Source organism: Variovorax sp. 05L425, assembly GCF_056397705.1.
On the sequence record NZ_JBFTNY010000012.1, the window covers coordinates 84,876 to 105,160 of the forward strand.

Consider the following 20,285-nt stretch of genomic DNA (forward strand, 5'->3'; position numbering starts at 1 on the left):
TCCAACGTGTCGGTCACGCGTGCGGATTGGGTTGCTGGAGCTTGTTGCTTCAGCCTTCACGCGTCGCTTCGCACATTCAAGGTCTCTCCCATGTGTGGCCGAACCACATTGGTTTTTGCCTCGGCGACCATCAGACTACGAGCCGGAAACTCTGCACTCATTTGCAATGTCACCGGGCACAGACCCGCAACTTCAGGAGACAAAATGAATATGAAGCGCCCCTGGCCCTTCCTTGGGACACTCGCGATCGCAGCGCAGTTGACCGCCTGCGGCGGCGGCGGCCACGACTTTGCTTTCACTCCCACTCCTGCGCCCGCTCCTGCGCCTGCGCCTGCGCCTGCGCCTGCGCCTCCTCCCGCGCCGCCGTCAGCGGCCACGCCGCTCAGCTGCACGCAGCTGGCGGGCATGGCGATACCAGCGACTTCGATAGGCCTGCCGACGACCGGTGGGGCCGTGACGACGGCCGTTGTGGTTGCCCCCAGCGGAACCGGTGCCGCCGCCATTCCCGAATACTGCCTCGTCAACGGCAGCATCTCGCCGGTCGACAGTACTGCACCAAAGATCCTGTTCAGGGTCGCGCTCCCGACCGTCTGGAACACGAAGGTCGTCATGTTCGGCGGCGGTGGCTTCAACGGCACCATTCCCAACGTGGCGGGCAACGTGCCGAATGGTCCGACCGACCAACCGACGCCGTTGGGTCGCGGCTACGCGACGTTCGCCAGCGACTCCGGGCACCAGGCCAACGCGTTCGGCTCGCAGGACGGGTCTTCCTTCGTCAATGACGAGGCCGTGCGGAACTTTGGAGGCGACGCGCTCAAGAAGACACGCGACGCCGCGATCTTCCTGATCAATGCCCGCTACGCCGCCGGCGCTCCAGCCAAGGCCTATTTTGCCGGCGGCTCGACCGGCGGGCGTGAAGCGCTGGCAGCGATCCAGCGGTGGCCAGCCGACTGGAACGGCGCTATCGCCTGGTATCCGGCCTGGAACGATGCTTCCGCCCTCCTGTTCGGCCAGAAGGCCAACCGGACCTTGGCGCAGCCGGGCGCTTACCCGAACACTGCCAAGAAGGGAGTCATCTTCCAGGCCGCGATGGAGGCCTGTGATGCGTTGGACGGTGTCGTCGACGGCCTCATCAGCAACCAGTCGAAATGCAACGCCGTCTTCGATCCCGCGACCGCAACCCTGGCCGGCGTGGCCGTGCGCTGCCCGAACGGCGCAGATACGGGCGACACCTGCCTGTCGGACGCGCAGATCAACGCACTCAAGACGCTCAACACGGATGCACGGTTCAACTTCCAGCTAGCCAGTGGAGAGACGGGATACCCGGGCTACAACGTCTGGGGCGGGGACCTCGGCAGGGCGGGTTCTTCGCCATTGCAGCCGACCGTCACCTTCCTGGCCATGGGAACCGTCGCGCCGGCGGACCCCATGCCGACAGCAGGTGCACCCTATATTGGCCTATTGCTGGACCAGTGGGTCAAGTACGCCGTGACACGTGACCCGACGTTCCATTCGCTCACGCTTGATCCCGAGAACCCCGGACCGTGGGCCAGCCGGATCAGCGAGCTCAGCACACAGCTCGACACGAGCACGGATATCTCGGCATTCGCGAACCGCGGCGGCAAGCTTCTGCTCGCCCACGGCTTGGCGGATGTGCTGGTCAGCACGCGGGCGACCGAGCAGTATTACCAGCGCCTGCAAGCGCAGATGGGACCGGCCTACGTCGATACCTTTGCCAGATACTATGAGGTGCCAGGCCTCGGGCACGCGGTCAGTTCGGTATTCAACGCAACCTGGGATTCGCTGACGGCACTTGAGAACTGGGTCGAGAAGGGCGTCGGCCCGAGCGCGCAAGTGACGACCGACACGGCAGGCGTGCCGGGTCGGACCCGGCCCCTTTGCGACTATCCGAAGTGGCCTCAATACAAGGGCGCAGGCGATGTGAACCTGGCGGCCTCGTTCACCTGCACGGACTAGGTACGCGCCCCGGCTCGCGGTGGCACCCGGGGTGACGCAAGTTTCGACCTCACTCAGCCGACGAGTTGAGGCTCCATAACCGCAGCGCGACATAGATCTCGAGCGCCCGCGAGGCGTTGCCCCAGTGGCCGATCAGGTCCTCGATGGTGGCCAGCCGTTGCCTGACGGTGTTGACATGGATCTGCAGCCGCTGAGCTGTGATCGTGGCATTCTGGTTGCTGTCGAAATAGCTCAGCAACGTGGGGGTCAACGCGGAGGCGCGCTTGCGGTCGTACGAGATCAGCGCACCGATCGTCGCGTCGAGAAAGTCAGCCAGGCTCGCCTGATCATGAGTCTCGAACAACGTCGAGTAGAGAGCCAGTTCGTTCTGGCTGATGACTTGGCCGTGGACACCGATGCGGCCAAGCACCCCCAGTGCGCGCTTGAGCGTCGCGTACAACGCCGGGATCTCCGCCGGGCCTGACACCGGTCGCGACAGCACGCCGCGATGGACGGCGCCGATCTCGCGCCGTACCCAGGTCGAGACGGTCTGGCGCACGTCGGGGGCGCTGGTTGCGCTGCAGAGGATGATGAGGATGCCGTCGATCTCGTCGACCAGCACATTCGCCAGCGGCGTCAAGGTCCTAAGCCGGCGCGCAGCGTAGCCGGCGCTCGGGCCGTCCATTTCGATCAGCATCAGCGACAGCGGCTGCGAGAGATCCATGCCGTGACGCTCGGCATTGTTCGCCATCAGAGCCGGTTCGTCCTGTCGTGGCGAGACCAGCGCGCGCAGCAAAGTCGAGACGCCTCGGCTCTTCGTCGCTTCCATGCGCTCCTGAGACAGAAGCACAATGCCGATGACGCTCGAACTGCGCTCGAACGTGCGGATCGAGATTTCCTCGAGGTCGCCGCGATGAAAGAGCGCGGTCGATCCCAGGACGTCGTCGCCGCCGATCACCGCCATGACTCGGCATGACTCGCCCTCGGTCTCGGTCTCGTAGGCGACAACCGAGCGCCCCAACTGGCGGCTCAGGCTCAGTGCGGATCCCAGTTCGACACTCCGATCTCCGTGCGGAGCGTAAGTCTGGATGGCCGTTCCGGTGTAACCAGGCGCGGTGCCCTTGCTGACGACTTGTCCCGCTTCGTCCAGCACCAGCACGCCGCCGCCGAGCAGTCGCGCGACCGCCTGGCACAACGTGGACAGCGATGCGCCTTTTGCCAGCAGCGATGTCATCTGCTCGTGCGCCTCGGCGGCAGCCTGAATGCCGCGTACGTGCCGCTCGAGTTCGGCGCGGGCCTGCTCGGCCGCTTCGAGCGCGGCATTGGCCCGCTTGAAATCCCTCGCGTTTTTCAATGCGACCGCACCATGCGTCGCCAACGTGCTGAGGATCGAGACGCTCTGCGCCGTATGCATGCGTGGGTATCGATCGGCCACGAAAAGCAGACCGATCACTTCCCCGTCCCAGATCAGCGGCACCCCGACCAGCGCGGCGATGCCTTCGTCGCGAAACGTGTCGTCAAGTTTGGCATCGTGCGCGAAACGCGTGTCATGCAGGTAGTCCGGCGTTGTGAACGGCAGCCGCGTCGACATCAGGATGCTCCCCACGCCGCGATCGCGGCTGGCGACCATGCTCGAGGTGCTCTGCGAAAGCGCACCGTCGGCGACGAGCACCTGATACTCGCCGCGCTCCGCATCGTAGGTGGAGAGCCACGCCACATGCGAGTCCAACAGGTTGCGAGCGCGTGAAACGATCGCGCTGAGCAAGCCGGTCAGGTCGAGTCGGCTCGAAAGATCCTGGGCCGACTCGATGACGGCAAGCATGCCGCGCTCGCGCTGTTGCAGCAGTTCAAGCCGGTTGCGAACACCCATCGCCATTCGAACCGTTTCGATCAGTTTCGACTTGCCCGTGCATCCGTCCGGCAGCGCCTCCACCTCGGCGAGACAACGCGCGAAGTCGTCGGCGGTTGCACCTTGATGAAGCAGTTCGATCAGTGCACTGGCGACCTGCCGACCGACGTCGGCCTGGACCGTGCTCATCATGCCTGCGGGCATGTCGTGATCGTGTTTCGCTTCAAAGCGCTTGGCGGCAGAGAATTCTTGGGTATTGAAGACGAGATCCACGGCAGCGGTTCGGCGGTCAACGCCAGTAGACTGAAGCCGTGACCGTAAGGTCGTGAAGCGCCTCGGTCAACGCTGACAAACCCCGTAAGCTCCGATCTTCCATGCCTTCGAAATCCCGGCCGCGGGCGGCTGCGGCCACCGACCACTTCTCCGCCATCGAGGCCAACCCCTGGTTCGCTTCGATGCCTCGCGCGCAGCGCGAATCGCTGCTGGGCGCCGCCGAACTGATCCACGTGCGACGGGGCGCGATGGTGTTCCGCCAGGGCGACCCCGTCCCTGTGGCGGGGGCGGGTTTCTACGGGCTGGCAGCCGGCACGATCAAGATTTCGACGCTGCGCCAGGATGGCCGCGAAGCCATCCTCGCGGTGCTCGAACCCGGCAACTGGTTCGGCGAAATCAGCCTGATCGACGGATCCCCGCGCACGCACGACGCGACGGCCCTCTCGGCCATTGATCTGCTTGTTGTGCCCTACGAGGCCTTCGCGAAGCAGATGCAGGGGGCGGGCTTCGCGAGGGCGATCGCAGCGTTGCTCGCGTCGCGCGTGCGCGGCCTTTACGGGCTGATGGAGGACGCCACGCTGCGTGGTCTGCGTGCGCGCGTGGCGCGCCGGCTGGTGGCTTTCGCGCATGGCGACGTGACGCAATCACCTATTGCACGACGGCATTTGACGCTGCCCCAGGAGTCCTTCGCGATGATGCTCGGCGTCACGCGGCAGACGCTCTCGAAGGAACTCAACGCGCTGGCGCGCGACGGCGTGATCGCGCTGGGCTACGGTCGCATCGAACTGCTGTCGCTCGACGAACTGCACAGGCTGGCCGCCAGCGCATGAGTGCGCGGCCCCGGTGTCAACGCAGGATCCGGCCTTCCTTGGTGATGCTCACGAGGTCGATGCTTCGTGCCGGATCGTGCAGCCCAGGCCGCAGGTTGATGCGGAAGCCGCCGACGTCGTAGTCGGTCATGCTCGCCATCACGCGTTGCAGCGTCGCGGGCGTGAAGCCCTTGCCCGCACGGCGAACCGCCTCGCCCGCCGCCTTGGCGGCAATGAAACCTTCCAGGCCTTCGTAGGAGGGCGACTGGTCCGAGTTGTCGATGGCTTCCAGATACTCCTTGACGATCGGAATCGCCGAGGGGCGCGGCGACGGAACGACCTGCGAGATCACGATGCCGCTGACGTCCTTGCCGAGCGCCGTGAAAAGCGGGTCGATGCCGACGATCGAGAAGGCCATGAAAGTGCCGAAGTAGCTGCTCTTTCGCAGTTTGCGAACGACGGTGGCCGTCGTGCCGGACAGCGATACCAGCACGATGGCCTGGGGTGACTGTTTCTGCACGGCCTGGAGCCCTGCATCCAGGTTGTCGCCATTCGCATGCACGAGTGCACTTGCGACGAGCGGTTGAAGCTTGAGATCGGCCAGGGCCTGCTGCACGGCAGCGAGTCCGGCGCGGCCCATGGCATCGTCATCGCCGACCAGCGCGATGCGTGTCTGGCCGACAGCGCCGCATTGGCGCACGATCTTGACGGCCTCGTCGGCCATGCTGGGGCGCACGTGGAAGACGTTGGGAAAGTTCGATCCCCGCAGGTTGTCGGCAGCGGCAAAGGGCGCAAAAAGCACCGCGCCCTGCTGGGTGGCGACGGCCGCGGCGGCGTCGCTGCTGGCCGTGCCGACAAAGCCAAAGAGGATGTCGGCCTTCTCGCTGGCGAGCAGGGTTTTCGCATTGGCGGCGGCGCGGGTGGCGTCGTAGCCGTCGTCCAGTTGCAGCAGTTTGAGCTGCAAGCCGCTTGCCGCATTGGCGTCGTTGAACTGGTTCGCGTAGAGCTTGCTTCCCGCGGCGAATGCCAGGCCGATCTCGCTGGCGGCGCCTGTCAGTGGGACCGATTGCCCGAGGATGACGGTTCGTGTCGCGGAAGCGGCGGCGCGCGGGGCCGTCTGCGCCTGGGCATGGCTCGCCCGGCCTGCCAACAATCCGGAACCGAGCCACAACGTGGCGCCGGCCTTGCCCATCCAATTCCTGCGCGTCAGTTGCATGTCAAAACCCTTTGTTGCAGATCTTGAAAAATGTAGCAACACGAGTGTCACAAACGAAGGGATTAGTTCACGGGAGTGACGCGTGCCCGGTCAAAAAGCTGTCGGATGATGCTTCCAACCCATCAGGGCAATCGCCAGCTTGTTAACTTATGTATCTCGCTTGTGGCATTTTGCACAGCGGCAACGCGGGTTCCGCGGTCAAATCCGAGGCGGACCGGAATACATCCGGCTGGATGAAATGAAGCCAAAGTCAACTGATATTGCACTGCTCGAAAACGCGCTCCTGGCCATCGAGAAAGTGCTTGCGCATGCCGATAGCAACTCCCAACAAGCGTCCCTCGAAGGTCTGAACGCCCGCGCGTGGGCCGGACAGCACCGATTCAACTCCAGTGCCGCGGAGTCTGCGGCCAACGTCTGCCTGAGTGCCGCGGCGGCCCTGGTCGATGTGAGCCGAACGCTGATCAGCGCGCGCGGCGAACGCGCGTCGCACGACATCGAGCGCGAGTGGGAAGCGATGATCACCTACACCAAGATCGCCAGCCGGTCTGCCCACCGGGCTGCGCTGATCATGGCGTCACAGCAAAACACCCCGGCAACGCAGCGTGCCGCGTCAGTGGACAGTGGGGAGCGTTCGATGTTCGCTGCGTTGAGCGACTGAAGGACGTCGCTCAGCCACGCTCGAACACCACGTCCCACACGCCGTGGCCGAGCTTGAGACCACGGTTCTCGAACTTGGTCAATGGCCGGTAGGACGGCTTGGGCGCATAGGCCTGCGCGGTGTTGCGCAGCAGAGGTTCTTGCGAGAGCACTTCGAGCATTTGCTCGGCGTAGGGCTGCCAGTCGGTAGCGCAGTGCAGGTAGCCTCCGGGTGCCAGACGATCCGCCAGCTTGCGGACGAAGGGCGGCTGGATCAGCCGTCGCTTGTTGTGCCGCGTCTTGTGCCATGGGTCCGGAAAGAACACGTGCACGCCTGCGAGTGTCGCCAGGGGCAGCATGTGGTCGATCACGTCGACGGCATCGTGCGCGCAGATGCGGATGTTCTGCAGGTCGTGCTCGCCGATGCGTTTGAGCAGCGCGCCGACGCCGGGTTCATGCACTTCGCAGCACAGGAAGTTCTTCTCGGGCATCAGGCCGGCGATGTGCGCGGTGGCTTCGCCCATGCCGAAGCCGATTTCCAGGATGGTTGGCGCCTTGCGGCCGAAGGCCGATTCGAAGTCCAGCGCCTCGGCCTTGTAGGGCAGCAGGAATTTCGGGCCGAACTGCTCGTAGGCGCGTGCCTGGCCCTCCGTCGTGCGGCCTCCGCGCTTGACGAAGCTCTTGAGGCGGCGGTGCAACGGATGCGCTTCGCCGGTGGGTTTGTCGCCGGCGTTGTCGTCCGGCGGATCGGGGGGGAGGTCGATGGAGGGGCTGATCACGGCCGCGCATTGTAGAGATCGCGCCATTGCGGAATCCAGAGCGCGAGCGCCACGGCGGGTGACGAGGCTGCGGTCGAGCGCAGGCCCAGCACCCGCGCGGCAGCATCCAGGGCCGCCAGCGCGTCGGCGGGCGTGTCGGTTTGCAGCGCGGTCGCGCCGTTCTGCTTCGAGAGCTTGTCGCCGTCCGTGCCGCGCACCAGCGGCGTGTGGAGGTAGGTGGGCGTCGGCAGGCCGAGCGCCCGCTGCAGCAGGATCTGGCGTGCTGTGTTGTCCGCGAGGTCTTCGCCACGCACGACGTCCGTCACGCCCTGATCGGCGTCGTCCATCACGACAGCAAGCTGATAGGCCCAGGGGCCGTCCGCCCGCTTGAGGATGAAGTCGCCCACTTCGCGCGTGACGTCCTGCTGTTGTGTGCCGAGACGGCGATCGCGCCACCGCATCGGTTCGTGCGCGGGCGAGTCCTCGAATTTCGTGGTGGCGAAGCGCCATGCACGTGCCGGCTTGCCGTGCAGGCCGTTGCGGCAGGTGCCCGGGTAGACGCGCTCGCCATGGCGGGTGTGCACGACGCCGCGGCGCGCCAGTGCATCGTCGATGTCCTTGCGGGAGCAGCCGCAGGGGTAGACCAGTTGCGCGGCCTGCAATTGCTCGAATGCACGCTCGTACAGGGACGTTCGTCGTGTCTGCCACACCGGCGGTTCGTCGGGAATCATGGCGCAGGCAGCCAGTTGCGACAGGATCACTTCGCCCATGCCAGGCAGGCAACGCTCGGTGTCGGCGTCCTCGATCCGGACCAGCCAGCGCGCCTGAGGTCCGCGGGCCCGCACGTCGAGCCAACTGGCGAGCGCGGCCACGAGCGAGCCAGCGTGCAACGGTCCGGTGGGCGAGGGGGCGAAACGGCCGATCCGGGTCATGACCGCGACATCGGGGGCAAATCAGGCGAGCTTGAGCGCGAGCGTGAGCCCCGACAGGAACGCGTCCTCGACGCGATGGCCCGTGCACCAGTCGCCGGCCACGCCGATGCCGGCCTTGGGGTCCCACAGGTGTGGCTTGCCCACCGACACGTCGGTCTGCGCTTCCGGCCAGCAGCGTGCCTGCGCATGGGATGGTTCGGCGCGAATGCCGGTGATCTCCGCGAAGGCGCGAAGCAGCTTCGCCTCGACGCGCGAGTGATCGTCGCGCAAATGTTCTTGCGACCACTTCGGGCTGGCCTGCACGGTCCAGCGCTCGATGAGGTCGCGGCCGGGCTTGGACGACTCGCGCGCCAGCCAGGCGACGCGATGGTGATTGCTGCGTGCGGCGTTCCACTGGGGGCCGAGATGCGACAGCGTGGGCTGGTTGGCCTGGGGGAAGGCAATCATCAGCGTCCAGCACGGCGCGATGCGCACCGATTCGATCTTCTTGCTCAGTTCACCGGAGAGCCTGCCGTTGTCGAGCAGGTCGCGCGTGCGGGCCGGCGGCACTGCGAGGAGTACCGCATCGAAACCTGAATAGACGTGCTGCGAATCATCGATGCCGGCGGTGCGGAGCTGCCAGCGCTTCGCGTCGAGTGCGTCGCGTTCGATCCGCGTCACCTGCGTCTGCGTGATGAGTGCGTCGCCCAGCGGCGCCGCCCAATCGATGACCAGTGCATCCATGCCGGGCTGCGCGACCCAGTGCTTTTCCATGCCGGGCAGGGCGGCTTCGGCGACGCGGCCGTGTGCGTCGAGCACGCGGACCAGGTTCGCGCTCCAGGGCTTGCAGATGCGGGGTGCAGTCTCCAGAGCCTGCGCGAAACGCGGATCGCGCACGGTGAAATACTGCGCGCCGCTGTCGAAGCGGCCGAAAGGTGTCGACACGCTGGCCATGCGGCCTCCCGGTACCGACTCGCGCTCGAACACGGTGACGCGGTGGCCGGCCTGGAGCAGCGTGCGGGCGCATGCCACGCCGGCAATGCCCGCGCCGATGATGGCGAAGTGGCGCTGGGGGGTGGGTCGGTGGCGATCGGCAATGGGTCGGATGGTCATGGCAGTCTCATTGATGTGTGGCAGGCAAAGCACTCTAACCGGGTTGGCGGGTGGCCCGGCCTGCGCCGGGCCGTTCATTTCTATCGTCCGCGGTGACGCTCGAGCAGCGCCAAGCGGCTGCCTTCGTGTTCGAACTGTTCGAGCCACCACTGCAGCGCGCGTCCCGGATTGCCCGCGGTGCGAACGCGCCAGGCGCAGTGCATGGTGGCCAACGGGGCGACACGTTCCGTCTTTCGCTCGACCAGGTGCCCGGCCTCGATGTAGGGCCGCGCCATCGGCTCGGGCAGGAAACCTCCCCCCAACCCGTGCAATTGCGCCGCCAGCTTGGCCTGCATGGTCGGTACGGTCAGCACGTCCTGGCCGCCGACGAGATTGACCGTCATGCTGGGCCCGGCGCGCGACGAATCGGCTGCTGCCACGGCGCGATGCTGGCGCAGCACCTCGTCGCTCAAGGGCACGTCGATGCGCGCCAGGGGATGGTGCGGCGCCACCGCATAGACGAAGGCCAGCTTGCCCAGCGGCCGGCTGCGGATGCCCGTCGCGGTGAACGCGAGGCTGGCCGCATCGAGTACCGCGCCCACCGCAAGGTCGGCTTCGCCGCTCGTCAGCGCCTCGATGGTGCCCAACAGCGTTTCGTCGCGCAGCTTGAGCCGCGTGGGCGGTTCGAGCGCATAGAAGGCGTTGACCAGGTCGAGCAGCGGATCGCGCGCGATGACGCTGTCGACGGCGATTGTCAGCATCGGCTCCCAGCCCGTCGCGATGCGCTTGACGCGATTGGCCACGGCATCGATCTCGCCGAGCAGACGGGTTGCCTCGCGCAGCAACTCCACGCCGGCCTCCGTCACGCGCGCCTGGCGGCCGCTTCGGTCGAAAAGCAGCACGTCGAGCGCGTCTTCGATGAGGCGCACCCGGTAGCTCAGCGCGCTGGGAACAAGGTTGAGGGAGCGTGCGGCGGCCGCGAAACTTCCCGTGCTGGCCACGGTCTGCAGCATGGACAGTGCATCGGGCGTGAGGACGTCGCGGGCAGTGGGCATGGTGGCCGATCGATCAAAAAAATTGAATGATGCCATCAAACGGCATCGCTTTTCGCAGCCGGCGCGGGCCCTAAAGTTCTTCACATCCGCTGCGCACAGGGCGCGGCATGCAAGAAGGCCCTCGACAGGGCAGGAGTTCAACGATGTTGCAAGTCCGTAAATCCCAGGAACGCGGTTATGCCGATCACGGCTGGCTGCGCTCGTTTCACAGTTTTTCCTTTGCCGGCTATTACGATCCCGAGCACATGGGTTTCGGCAACCTGCGCGTGATCAACGAGGATCGCGTGGCGGCAGGCGCCGGTTTCGGCACCCATGGCCACAAGGACATGGAAATCATCAGCTACGTGCTTTCAGGCGAACTGGCGCACAAGGACAGCATGGGCAATGTCGAGTCCATTCCGCCGGGCGACGTGCAGCGAATGAGTGCCGGACGCGGTGTGATGCACAGCGAGTTCAACCACAAGGCCGACGAGACGACGCACTTCCTGCAGATCTGGATCGAGCCGAACGTGCGCGGCATCGCGCCGAGCTACGAACAGAAGACCTTTGCCGAAGCCGAGAAGCGCGGCAAGCTCCGCCTTGTCGCTTCGCCTGACGGCGCGGACGGGTCGGTGCTGGTGCACGCCGATGCGCGGCTGTTCGCAGGGCTGCTCGACGGCGATGAAAAGGCCAGCCTGGCGCTCGACCCGAAGCGCAAGAGCTACGTGCACCTGGTGCGCGGCGAGCTCGAGGCCAATGGGACGAAACTGACGACAGGCGATGCCGCGCTGATCCAGGGCGAATCGCAACTCACGCTCGGCGCCGGCAAGAAGGCCGAAGTGCTGGTGTTCGACCTCGCGGCCTGAGTCCGCGAGCTTTTTTTCAATCCATAGTCCTTTTCAACCCAGGAGTCCACCCATGACCACCACCACTGCTTCCAACTATGCCGCCCCGGCCACGACCGGCGCTGCACAAGACACGCTGGCACTGATCGGTCGCGTTCTGATCGCGCTGCTTTTCATTCCGGCCGGCTTCGGCAAGCTCACCGGTTTTGCCGGTACTGTGGGCTATATCGCCTCTGCTGGCCTCCCGTTGCCACAGCTTGGCGCTGCGCTCGCGATCATCGTGGAACTCGGCTTCGGCATCCTGTTTCTGGTCGGCTTCAAGTCGCGACTGACGGCCATCGTCCTCGCCGTGTTCACAGTGGCTGCTGCGGTGTTCTTCCACAACTACTGGGCCATGCCTGTCGAGAAGGCCTACGTGAACCAACTGATGTTCTTCAAGAACATCGCGATCGCCGGTGGCCTGCTCTTTGTTGCCGCCTTCGGCGCAGGACGTTTCAGCATCGATAAGAAATAACTCGCCCCCAGGTTGGGCTCACTTCGTGTAGCCCGCCCACCCCCTACCGGGGGCAACACCAGCGGCCCGGCAAAGCCGGTTCCGCGGTGTTTCACGAATTGGGTAGGGCTGCGCCGGCCGTAGGATGCGGGTTCATTCACTCGGACAAACGTGATGGCCGACATTGTTGTGGTCTTTCATTCGGGCTACGGCCACACGCAGCGCGTTGCGCAGGCGGTGGCCGACGGCGCTGGCGCGCATCTGCTTGCGATCGATGCCGACGGCAATCTCCCGGCCCATGGCTGGGAGATGCTGGCGGCGGCGGATGCGATCATCATGGGATCGCCGACCTACATGGGCGGCGTCAGCTGGCAGTTCAAGAAGTTCGCGGATGCGTCTTCCAAGGTCTGGTACACCCAGGGCTGGAAGAACAAGCTCTTCGCGGGCTTCACCAACAGCGGCACCATGAACGGCGACAAGGACGCCACGCTGACCTACCTGTGGCATCTCGCCATGCAGCACGGCGGCCTGTGGGTCAGCCTCGGCATCATGCCGAGCAGCGACAAGGCGGCGAAGCGCGATTCGATCAACTACGTCGGCGGCTACAACGGCTTGTTGACCACGTCGCCTACCGATGCCAGTCCGGCCGAGATGGCGCGGGGCGACCTCGACACCGCGATTGCATTTGGCGAACGCGTAGCCGAGGTGGCAAGATCACGCGGCTGATTCACTGCCCGACCATGGAGAACGTCCGATGACCGCTACGCTGCTGCAACCACATGACAAGGATCTGGGCGGGGGCTTCAAGGTCCGGCGCCTCCTGCCTGCGGCCAAGCGCCGCTCGGTCGGACCTTTCGTGTTCTTCGATCACTTCGGTCCCGCGACCGAGGTGCCCGGTTCCCAGCATGATGTGCGGCCCCATCCACACATCGGCCTGGCGACCGTGACCTATCTTTTCGAGGGCGCGATGATGCATCGCGACAGCCTCGGCAGCGTGCAGGAAATCCGCCCCGGCGCGATCAACTGGATGACCGCCGGGCGCGGCATCGTGCACTCGGAGCGCAAGCCCGAGCGTCTGTTCGAAGCGACCTACGAAAACCACGGCCTTCAACTGTGGGCCGCCTTGCCGCAGGCCTACGAGGAGGTCGAACCGAGCTTCGCGCACACGGCGGCGGAAGACATTCCGTCACTGGAAGTGCAAGGGGTGAGGGTCCGGGTCCTGGTGGGCGAGGCATTCGCCGCTCGTTCGCCGGTGGCGACGTTTTCCAAGACCATCTATCTCGATCTCGCGTTACCGGCCGGCGCGCGTTTCGAGTTGCCTGCCCTGGCGCCCGAGCTCGCGATCTACCCGGTCGATGGCGATCTGTCGATCGACGGCGAGCCCGTCGAGCAGCACACGATGGCAATGCTGGCGGATGGCGAAGGCGCCGTGCTGACGACCCAGGGCGCCGTCCGGGTCGTGGTCATCGGCGGCGAGCCGCTCGACGGACCGCGCTTCATCACCTGGAACTTCGTTTCCAGCCGGCGCGAGCGCATTCTCGAAGCCGGCACGGACTGGTCCGCTCAACGCATGGGCCATGTGCCCGGCGAGACCGAATTCATTCCGCTGCCGGGCCATCCCTTCCAGGTCCAGGCACCGACCTGATCGGGGGAACACCGCGGAACCGGCTTTGCCGGGCCGCCGGTGTTGCCCCCGGTAGGGGGTGGGCGCCCGACGCGAAGTGCGGGCAACCTGGGGGCGAGCTTATTTTTTGATCGAAATGTCCGGGTCTTCGGCAGCCCGGGCGCTCACGCCGCTGGCACGCGCCTTCAGGTCCGGCGACAGCGATTCGCGTCCGTCGAAGACGAAGCACTCGCCCTGGTAGTGCGCGCCGCCCACCTGTTCGAAATATTTGAGGATGCCGCCTTCGAGTTGCAGCACATCGGCCACGCCGACCTCTCGCATCAGGATCGCGGCCTTCTCGCAGCGGATGCCGCCCGTGCAGAAACTGACCACGGTCTTGCCCGCGAGGTCGTCGCGGTGCTTCTGCAAGGCCTTCGGGAATTCCGTGAACTTGTGGATGCGCCAATCGATGGCGGTTTCGAAGGTGCCGTAGTCGACCTCGAAGGCATTGCGCGTATCGAGCAGCGCAACCGGCTTGCCCGCATCGTCGTGGCCCTGGTCGAGCCAGCGCTTGAGCGTCGGCGCGTCCACCCCCGGTGCGCGACCGGCGGCCGGCTGGATGGCCGGGTGGTCCATTCGGATGATTTCGCGCTTGAGCTTGACCAGCATGCGGCGGAAAGGCTGGCTGGCAGACCAGCTTTCCTTGGCCTCCAGGTCGGCAAATCGCGCATTCGCTCTCAGCGACGCCAGAAACGCATGCACCGATTCGGGGGCGCCCGCCAGGAAAAGGTTGATTCCCTCCGGCGCGATCAGGATCGTGCCCTTGAGCGCGAGCGCGTGGGTGCTCGTCCGAAGTTCTTCACGCAGTTCTGCGGCGTCGTCAATCGGGACGAACTTGTAGGCCGCGATATTCAAAATCTGTTGCACGGGGCGGGATTTTAGGTGGGGCTAGGGAGAGCCACATCACATCGTGGGGGGCGGCCTTCCTACAATCGACGGATGTTCGTTCACCTGCGCCTGCACACCGAGTTTTCCGTCGTCGACGGCACCAACCGCATCGATGAAATCGTCAAGTCCGCCGCCAAGGATGGCCAGCCTGCCTTGGCGATCACCGACCTCAACAATCTCTTCGGCGGCGTCAAGTTCTACAAGGAGGCGCGCGGCAAGGGCGTCAAGCCGGTGCTGGGCGCCGAAGTGTTCGTCGAAGGGTTCGGCGCGGAGCCCGGCTCGCTCACGCGCATCATCCTTCTGGTGCAGAACAAGGAGGGCTATCTCAATCTCTCCGAGCTTCTCGCGCGCGCCTGGACGCAGAACGTGGGCCGGGGACAGGCGCAGGCCGCCTGCAAGCTGGCTTGGCTGCAGGAATTGCAGGGCGGGCTGATCGCGCTGTCGGGCGCGCAGGCAGGCCCCCTGGGTGCGCCGCTGCTGCAAGGCCAGGCCGAGCGGGCAGCCGAAGTCGCACTGCAACTGGCCGGCCTCTTTCCGCATCGCTTCTACATCGAACTGCAGCGTGCCGGACGTCCCGAGGATGAGCCGCACGTCGTGGCGGCGGTCCAACTTGCCGCGCGGCTCAAGCTGCCGGTGGTGGCGACGCATCCGGTGCAGTTCGGCACGGCCGACGACTACGAGGCGCACGAAGCGCGCGTCTGCATTTCCGAAGGCGAGATCCTGGGCAATCCGCGCCGCGTTCGCAAGTTCACGCGCGAGCAGTACTTCAAGTCGACCGCGGAGATGGAGAAGCTTTTCGCCGACGTGCCGAGCGCCATTGCCAATACGGTCGAGATTGCCAAGCGCTGCAATCTGACGCTCGTGCTCGGCAAGCCGCAACTGCCGAATTTTCCGACGCCCAACGGCATGCCGATCGAGGAGTACTTCCGGGTCGCTTCGTTCGAGGGCCTGGAAGAGCGCCTCGCGCACTTGTACCCCGATTTCGCCAAGCGCGATGCCGAGCGCCCGCGTTACGTCGAGCGGCTCGAATTCGAGATCAACACCATCCTCAAGATGGGGTTCCCCGGCTACTTCCTGATCGTGGGCGACTTCATCAACTGGGCCAAGAACAACGGTTGCCCGGTCGGCCCTGGCCGCGGCTCGGGCGCAGGCTCGCTGGTCGCCTATGCGCTGAAGATCACCGACCTCGATCCGCTCGAATACAAGCTGCTGTTCGAGCGTTTCCTGAATCCCGAACGCGTCTCGATGCCCGACTTCGACATCGACTTCTGCCAAGGCAACCGCGACCGCGTGATCGACTACGTCAAGGACAAATACGGCCGCGATGCCGTCAGCCAGATCGCCACCTTCGGAACCATGGCGGCGCGCGCCGCCATCCGCGACGTGGGACGCGTGCTCGACATGAGCTACATGTTCTGCGACGGCATCAGCAAGCTGATCCCGAACAAGCCGGGCATGTCGGTCACGCTGCAATACCCGCCGAGTCCGAAGGTCGAGGGCGACAAGAACAACTACGCCATCGACATGGAGCCGCAGCTTGCGTCCCGCATCGAGAAGGAAGAGGAAGTCCGCACCCTGGTCGAGCTGGCCCAGAAGCTCGAAGGTATGACCCGCAACATCGGCATGCACGCCGGCGGCGTGCTGATCGCGCCGGGCAAGCTCACCGACTTCTGCCCGCTCTACCAGCAGCCGGGCAGCGACTCGGCCGTGAGTCAGTACGACAAGGACGACGTCGAAGCCGTCGGCCTCGTGAAGTTCGACTTTCTGGGGCTGGCGACGCTGACGATCCTGGAGATCGCCAAGGAATTCATCGTCAAGCGCCACAAGGGCCAGGAGAACTTCGCCTTCGAGAACATTCGGCTCGACGACGCGCAGACCTACAGGCTCTTCGCCGACGGGAAGACGGAGGCCGTGTTCCAGTTTGAATCGCGCGGCATGCAGGGCATGTTGAAGGACGCGCGACCGACGCGGCTCGAAGACCTGATCGCGCTGAACGCGCTGTACCGCCCGGGCCCGATGGACCTGATCCCGAGCTTCGTGGCGCGCAAGCATGGGCGCGAGCCTGTGGAGTATCCGCATCCGCTGGTGGCCGACATGCTTTCCGAGACCTACGGGATCATGGTCTACCAGGAACAGGTGATGCAGACCGCCCAGATCCTCGGCGGCTACTCGCTGGGGGGCGCCGACTTGCTTCGCCGCGCGATGGGCAAGAAGAAGGCCGAGGAAATGGCCGAGCACCGCGAGATCTTCCGCAAGGGTGCCGCCAAGAACGGCATCGACCAGAAGAAGGCCGACGAGATCTTCGACTTGATGGAGAAGTTCGCGGGCTACGGCTTCAACAAGTCGCACGCGGCCGCTTACTCGCTGCTGGCCTATCACACGGGCTGGCTCAAGGTGCACTACACGGCAGAGTTCTTCTGCGCCAACATGACCGTGGAAATGGACAACACCGACAAGCTGAAGGTGTTGTTCGAGGATGCGCAGAAGAATTTCGGCATGAGCTTCGAGCCGCCGGACGTGAACCGCGGGAACTATCGCTTCGAGCCGGTCAACGACAAGGTCATCCGCTACGGTCTCGGTGCCGTCAAGGGCACGGGCCAACTGGCGGTCGAGTCGGTCGTCAAGGCGCGGGAAGAGGGCGGGCCGTTCAGGAGCCTTTTCGACTTTTGCGTGCGTGTGGACCGGCAGCGCATCAACAAGCGCACCGTCGAGGCCTTGATCAAGGCCGGGGCGTTCGACTCACTGCAGCAGAACCGGGCTTCGCTGATCGCCTCGCTCGACCGCGCCTTCGAATTCGCCGTGGCGACCGAGGCCAATGCGGCGCAGGTGGACATCTTCGGGGACAGCGAGCACGGTTCCGCGACACAAGAGCCCGAGATGATCGATGCCACGCCCTGGGGCGTGAAGGAGCGCCTGACTTACGAGAAGACCGCGGTCGGCTTCTACCTGTCGGGCCATCTCTTCGATGAAGTCGCGCATGAAGTGCGTCGCTTCTGCAAGCGGGAGATCGATGACCTGATCGACAGTCGCGAGCAGCAGGTCATTGCCGGCATCGTGAGCGACTTCCGCGTGATCAACGGCCAGCGCGGCCGGCTGGCGATCTTCAAGCTCGACGACAAGTCGGGTTCGATCGAGGCGACGGCCGACGAAGCGCTCTGCAACAACAACCGCAACGTTCTCAAGGACGACGAGCTGATCATCGTGAGCGGCCGCCTTCAGCCGGGCCGCGGCGGCTTCGAGGCGCGCTTCCAGGTCATGCAGGTCTGGGATCTCGCGGCCGCGCGTTGCCGTTTCGGAAAGTACCTGCGCGTGGCGGTCAACGGCAAGGCGCCGGACATCGCGCGCCTGGTGCGGGAGTTCCCGCCGCGCACCGAGCAGAGCGAGCACGGCGAACTGCAGCAAGGGCTCGGCGTGCGGCTGTCGATGGCGCGAGGCGGCGCACAGGTCGAACTGCAACTGGGCGAGCGCGCGAAGTTCTTCCCGACGGATGCTGCGCTGGCGAGCTGGATGGCGCAGGCGGAGGCCGGCAAGGCGGCGGTGGTTTACGAATAGGCGAGCGCGGCGCCCGCGGTGAGCGCCGTCAGTTCACCGCTTCGATCCGCGTGACGGTGATCGCGCCGTTGACGCGGTCCGCGGAGAACTGCACCTTGTCGCCTTCCTTGAGGTGCTCCAGCATCTTCGGGTCCGTGGCCTTGAAGACCATCGTCATGCCAGGCATGTCGAGGTTGGCGATGGGGCCGTGACGCAGCGTCACCTTCCCCGCGCCAGGGTCTACTTTCCGGACTTCGCCGTCAGTCATGGATGTCGCTGCCGCAGCAGCTGAGTTCGGGGGCGCGGCCGGGTTGGTTTGTGCATGAACGCCTACGGCGGAAACAACGACAAGTGCGGCGGTCAACAGATGTAGTTTTTTCATGGGAGTGCTTCTTGAAATAAGTTGGGGAGGGTAGGCGAAGGCTTTCATCTGACGGTGATCTTGCCGACCATTCCTGCTTCGAAGTGGCCGGGAATGAGGCACGCAAACTGGAACTCACCCGGCTGGGTGAACTGCCAGACGATTTCACCGCTGGCGTTGGGCTTGACGTGCGCCATGTTCGCGTCCGCGTGCTCCATCTCCGGGAATTTCCTCATCAACTCGGCATGCGCCTTGAGTTCTTCCGGGGTGCCGAGCACCATTTCGTGGAGCACCGTCCCATCGTTGTGAACGAGAAACCTGACGGTTTCGCCTCGACGTATCGTGACGTTGCCGGGCGTGAATCGCATGGTGTCGGCCATGCTCACCTTGACAGTGCGTGTCACCTTCTTCGGGTCGCCTTCCTGGCCGAAGGACTTTGCTTCCACCTTGCCGGCGTCGTATTTCCTTGGTGTTGCGGCATGGTCTTCGTCACCGTGAGCGAGGGCTGCGTTCGACGCGAACAAAAGAGAAGCGGCAAGGACAGGCAGGCCGAGTTTGGTTTTCATGGCGATGCTTTCAATGGGATTGCGTAGAGTCAGTGGCCTTGATGGCCCGATGGCTTGCGGGCGTTGAGCGTGCCAGCGTCCGCGGCGGGTGCTCGACCGCGAACGGGTTGTTCGAGGTGGCCCGTGTATTCCCGCGCAAGCGTGCCGGCGGCATGTTTGAACCAACCGGGGTCCTTGTAGTCGCCGGGCTTCTGGTTGTCGCGCACCTTGACCACGCTGAACATGCCGCCCATGCCGATGGCACCGAACGGACCGGAGCCCGTCATCATCGGCAGCGTGTTGTCCGGCAGCGGCATTTCCATTTCCGCCATGTCGTGCATGCCGCGGTCGCCCATGTGCATGTAGTCGGGGATGAGCTGCGTGATCTTCTCGGCGACGTCGCGGCCATCGACCCCGAGCATCGTCGGGACGTCGTGACCCATCGCGTTCATCGTGTGATGTGACTTGTGGCAGTGGAACGCCCAGTCGCCGGCGGTTGCGTCGAACTCGAACGCTCTCATCTGCCCGACCGCCACATCGGTCGTCACTTCCGGCCAGCGGGCGGATGGCGGCACCCAGCCGCCATCGGTGCCGGTCACCTCGAAGTGGTGCCCGTGGAGGTGCATCGGATGATTGGTCATCGTGAGATTCCCGACGCGAATGCGCACGCGGTCGCCGGTCCTCGCGACGAGGGGGTCGATGCCGGGGAACACGCGACTGTTCCAGGTCCAGAGGTTGAAGTCGAGCATCGTGTTGACCTTGGGCGTCGCCGAGCCCGGCTCGATGTCATAGGCGGCGAGCAGGAAGACGAAGTCGCGGTCGACCTTGAACGCGTCCGGATCCTTCGGATGGACGATGAACATGCCCATCATTCCCATCGCCATCTGCAGCGTTTCGTCCGCATGAGGGTGGTACATGAAGGTGCCCGACTTCTTGAGAAGGAACTCGTAGACGAAGGTCTTGCCGGGTGCGATGGCCGGCTGTGTCAGGCCGGTCACCCCGTCCATCCCGGAGGGCAGCAGCATCCCGTGCCAGTGGATGCTGGTTGGCTCCGGCAGCCGGTTGGTCACGAAGATGCGAACACGGTCGCCTTCGACGGCTTCGATGGTCGGACCTGCGCTCGTGCCGTTGTAGCCCCACAGGTTCGCCTTCATGCCCGGTGCCAGTTCGCGCACCACGGGCTCTGCGACGAGGTGGAACTCCTTGGCGCCACCTTTCATGCGCCACGGCAGCGACCAGCCGTTGAGCGTGACGACGGGGTTGTACGGGCGACCCGTTTTCGGGGCGAGCGGCGGCTGCGTGGCCGGCGATGCCTGGGTGGCGGCTTCCGGCAAGGACGCCGCGCCGACGCGGCTCACGACCGTCGTGCCAAGTGCCGTTGCGCCGGCGCTGCGGAGAAAGTTTCTGCGGTTGTTCATGGCTGTT

Annotated in this window: 18 protein-coding genes; 8 read left to right on the forward strand and 10 right to left on the reverse strand. The window is 65.1% G+C overall.

The window, feature by feature from the left end:
• Positions 1–204 precede the first annotated feature (204 nt).
• Complete coding sequence (locus AC1DN9_RS15360; RefSeq protein WP_478101578.1) at positions 205–1,977, forward strand: tannase/feruloyl esterase family alpha/beta hydrolase; 1,773 nt, start codon at positions 205–207, stop codon at positions 1,975–1,977.
• Between the two features lie 49 nt (positions 1,978–2,026).
• Here AC1DN9_RS15360 and AC1DN9_RS15365 read toward each other — a convergent pair whose 3' ends face one another.
• Positions 2,027–4,009, reverse strand: a complete 1,983-nt coding sequence (locus AC1DN9_RS15365) for a helix-turn-helix domain-containing protein (RefSeq protein ID WP_478101579.1) — start codon at positions 4,007–4,009, stop codon at positions 2,027–2,029.
• A gap of 170 nt (positions 4,010–4,179) precedes the next feature.
• Between AC1DN9_RS15365 and AC1DN9_RS15370 the strand changes: the two genes are divergently transcribed.
• Positions 4,180–4,908, forward strand: a complete 729-nt coding sequence (locus AC1DN9_RS15370; protein WP_478101580.1) for a Crp/Fnr family transcriptional regulator — start codon at positions 4,180–4,182, stop codon at positions 4,906–4,908.
• 16 nt (positions 4,909–4,924) lie between these two features.
• Here AC1DN9_RS15370 and AC1DN9_RS15375 read toward each other — a convergent pair whose 3' ends face one another.
• Positions 4,925–6,103, reverse strand: a complete 1,179-nt coding sequence (locus AC1DN9_RS15375; RefSeq protein WP_478101582.1) for an ABC transporter substrate-binding protein — start codon at positions 6,101–6,103, stop codon at positions 4,925–4,927.
• Between the two features lie 238 nt (positions 6,104–6,341).
• Between AC1DN9_RS15375 and AC1DN9_RS15380 the strand changes: the two genes are divergently transcribed.
• Positions 6,342–6,761, forward strand: coding sequence for a hypothetical protein (locus AC1DN9_RS15380; protein WP_478101583.1), 420 nt, complete (start codon positions 6,342–6,344; stop codon positions 6,759–6,761).
• A gap of 10 nt (positions 6,762–6,771) precedes the next feature.
• Here the strand turns inward: AC1DN9_RS15380 and trmB are convergent, their stop codons facing one another.
• The 4 genes from trmB to AC1DN9_RS15400 all read right to left on the reverse strand — a co-directional run bounded on the left by trmB (position 6,772) and on the right by AC1DN9_RS15400 (position 10,555).
• Entirely contained in the window at positions 6,772–7,545 is a 774-nt protein-coding gene (gene trmB / locus AC1DN9_RS15385) for a tRNA (guanosine(46)-N7)-methyltransferase TrmB (protein WP_478101585.1), read from the reverse strand.
• Positions 7,515–8,429 carry a tRNA glutamyl-Q(34) synthetase GluQRS gene (gluQRS, locus tag AC1DN9_RS15390; protein ID WP_478101586.1) on the reverse strand — a complete coding sequence of 305 codons (915 nt, stop codon included), beginning with the start codon at positions 8,427–8,429 and terminating at the stop codon, positions 7,515–7,517. Before gluQRS ends, trmB begins: the two co-directional genes overlap by 31 nt.
• A 21-nt stretch (positions 8,430–8,450) precedes the next feature.
• Entirely contained in the window at positions 8,451–9,521 is a 1,071-nt protein-coding gene (locus tag AC1DN9_RS15395; protein WP_478101588.1) for an NAD(P)/FAD-dependent oxidoreductase, read from the reverse strand.
• Between the two features lie 80 nt (positions 9,522–9,601).
• Positions 9,602–10,555 carry a LysR family transcriptional regulator gene (locus tag AC1DN9_RS15400; RefSeq protein WP_478101590.1) on the reverse strand — a complete coding sequence of 318 codons (954 nt, stop codon included), beginning with the start codon at positions 10,553–10,555 and terminating at the stop codon, positions 9,602–9,604.
• 143 nt (positions 10,556–10,698) lie between these two features.
• Here AC1DN9_RS15400 and AC1DN9_RS15405 point away from each other — a divergent pair, with 143 nt between their 5' ends.
• The 4 genes from AC1DN9_RS15405 (at position 10,699) to AC1DN9_RS15420 (ending at position 13,517) form a co-directional block, all read left to right on the forward strand.
• On the forward strand, positions 10,699–11,400 hold the full coding sequence (locus AC1DN9_RS15405; protein WP_478101592.1) for a pirin family protein: 702 nt from the start codon (positions 10,699–10,701) through the stop codon (positions 11,398–11,400).
• Between the two features lie 52 nt (positions 11,401–11,452).
• Entirely contained in the window at positions 11,453–11,893 is a 441-nt protein-coding gene (locus AC1DN9_RS15410; protein ID WP_478101594.1) for a DoxX family protein, read from the forward strand.
• A 153-nt stretch (positions 11,894–12,046) separates the two neighbouring features.
• Positions 12,047–12,598: a flavodoxin family protein gene (locus AC1DN9_RS15415; RefSeq protein WP_478101596.1), complete on the forward strand. Its 552-nt coding sequence runs from the start codon at positions 12,047–12,049 to the stop codon at positions 12,596–12,598.
• 28 nt (positions 12,599–12,626) lie between these two features.
• Entirely contained in the window at positions 12,627–13,517 is an 891-nt protein-coding gene (locus tag AC1DN9_RS15420) for a pirin family protein (RefSeq protein ID WP_478101598.1), read from the forward strand.
• Positions 13,518–13,616: 99 nt separating this feature from the next.
• On the opposite strand, the gene AC1DN9_RS15425 is transcribed toward AC1DN9_RS15420, so the two are convergent.
• Positions 13,617–14,402: a sulfurtransferase gene (locus AC1DN9_RS15425; RefSeq protein WP_478101600.1), complete on the reverse strand. Its 786-nt coding sequence runs from the start codon at positions 14,400–14,402 to the stop codon at positions 13,617–13,619.
• Between the two features lie 72 nt (positions 14,403–14,474).
• Here AC1DN9_RS15425 and dnaE point away from each other — a divergent pair, with 72 nt between their 5' ends.
• Positions 14,475–17,975, forward strand: a complete 3,501-nt coding sequence (dnaE, locus tag AC1DN9_RS15430; RefSeq protein ID WP_478101602.1) for a DNA polymerase III subunit alpha — start codon at positions 14,475–14,477, stop codon at positions 17,973–17,975.
• Between the two features lie 28 nt (positions 17,976–18,003).
• Here the strand turns inward: dnaE and AC1DN9_RS15435 are convergent, their stop codons facing one another.
• From AC1DN9_RS15435 to AC1DN9_RS15445, 3 genes are read right to left on the reverse strand one after another with little or no spacing between them, the layout of a single operon-like run.
• Positions 18,004–18,336, reverse strand: a complete 333-nt coding sequence (locus AC1DN9_RS15435) for a copper-binding protein (protein WP_478101604.1) — start codon at positions 18,334–18,336, stop codon at positions 18,004–18,006.
• Positions 18,337–18,380: 44 nt separating this feature from the next.
• The gene (locus tag AC1DN9_RS15440) at positions 18,381–18,881 is read right to left on the reverse strand and encodes a cupredoxin domain-containing protein (protein ID WP_478101606.1); all 501 of its coding nucleotides are present in this window, start codon (positions 18,879–18,881) and stop codon (positions 18,381–18,383) included.
• 29 nt (positions 18,882–18,910) lie between these two features.
• Positions 18,911–20,278, reverse strand: coding sequence for a multicopper oxidase family protein (locus AC1DN9_RS15445; protein WP_478101608.1), 1,368 nt, complete (start codon positions 20,276–20,278; stop codon positions 18,911–18,913).
• Positions 20,279–20,285 lie beyond the last annotated feature (7 nt).

Bases quoted from the DNA above. Each gene is read 5' to 3' on its own strand.
- AC1DN9_RS15395 (WP_478101588.1), bottom strand. From the start codon at position 9,521: ATGACCATCCGACCCATTGCCGATCGCCACCGACCCACCCCCCAGCGC.
- AC1DN9_RS15360 (WP_478101578.1), top strand. From the start codon at position 205: ATGAATATGAAGCGCCCCTGGCCCTTCCTTGGGACACTCGCGATCGCA.
- AC1DN9_RS15405 (WP_478101592.1), top strand. From the start codon at position 10,699: ATGTTGCAAGTCCGTAAATCCCAGGAACGCGGTTATGCCGATCACGGC.
- dnaE (WP_478101602.1), top strand. From the start codon at position 14,475: ATGTTCGTTCACCTGCGCCTGCACACCGAGTTTTCCGTCGTCGACGGC.
- AC1DN9_RS15380 (WP_478101583.1), top strand. From the start codon at position 6,342: ATGAAGCCAAAGTCAACTGATATTGCACTGCTCGAAAACGCGCTCCTG.
- trmB (WP_478101585.1), bottom strand. From the start codon at position 7,545: ATGGCGCGATCTCTACAATGCGCGGCCGTGATCAGCCCCTCCATCGAC.
- AC1DN9_RS15415 (WP_478101596.1), top strand. From the start codon at position 12,047: ATGGCCGACATTGTTGTGGTCTTTCATTCGGGCTACGGCCACACGCAG.
- AC1DN9_RS15400 (WP_478101590.1), bottom strand. From the start codon at position 10,555: ATGCCCACTGCCCGCGACGTCCTCACGCCCGATGCACTGTCCATGCTG.
- gluQRS (WP_478101586.1), bottom strand. From the start codon at position 8,429: ATGACCCGGATCGGCCGTTTCGCCCCCTCGCCCACCGGACCGTTGCAC.
- AC1DN9_RS15440 (WP_478101606.1), bottom strand. From the start codon at position 18,881: ATGAAAACCAAACTCGGCCTGCCTGTCCTTGCCGCTTCTCTTTTGTTC.
- AC1DN9_RS15435 (WP_478101604.1), bottom strand. From the start codon at position 18,336: ATGAAAAAACTACATCTGTTGACCGCCGCACTTGTCGTTGTTTCCGCC.
- AC1DN9_RS15375 (WP_478101582.1), bottom strand. From the start codon at position 6,103: ATGCAACTGACGCGCAGGAATTGGATGGGCAAGGCCGGCGCCACGTTG.
- AC1DN9_RS15420 (WP_478101598.1), top strand. From the start codon at position 12,627: ATGACCGCTACGCTGCTGCAACCACATGACAAGGATCTGGGCGGGGGC.
- AC1DN9_RS15445 (WP_478101608.1), bottom strand. From the start codon at position 20,278: ATGAACAACCGCAGAAACTTTCTCCGCAGCGCCGGCGCAACGGCACTT.
- AC1DN9_RS15365 (WP_478101579.1), bottom strand. From the start codon at position 4,009: ATGCCCGCAGGCATGATGAGCACGGTCCAGGCCGACGTCGGTCGGCAG.
- AC1DN9_RS15370 (WP_478101580.1), top strand. From the start codon at position 4,180: ATGCCTTCGAAATCCCGGCCGCGGGCGGCTGCGGCCACCGACCACTTC.
- AC1DN9_RS15410 (WP_478101594.1), top strand. From the start codon at position 11,453: ATGACCACCACCACTGCTTCCAACTATGCCGCCCCGGCCACGACCGGC.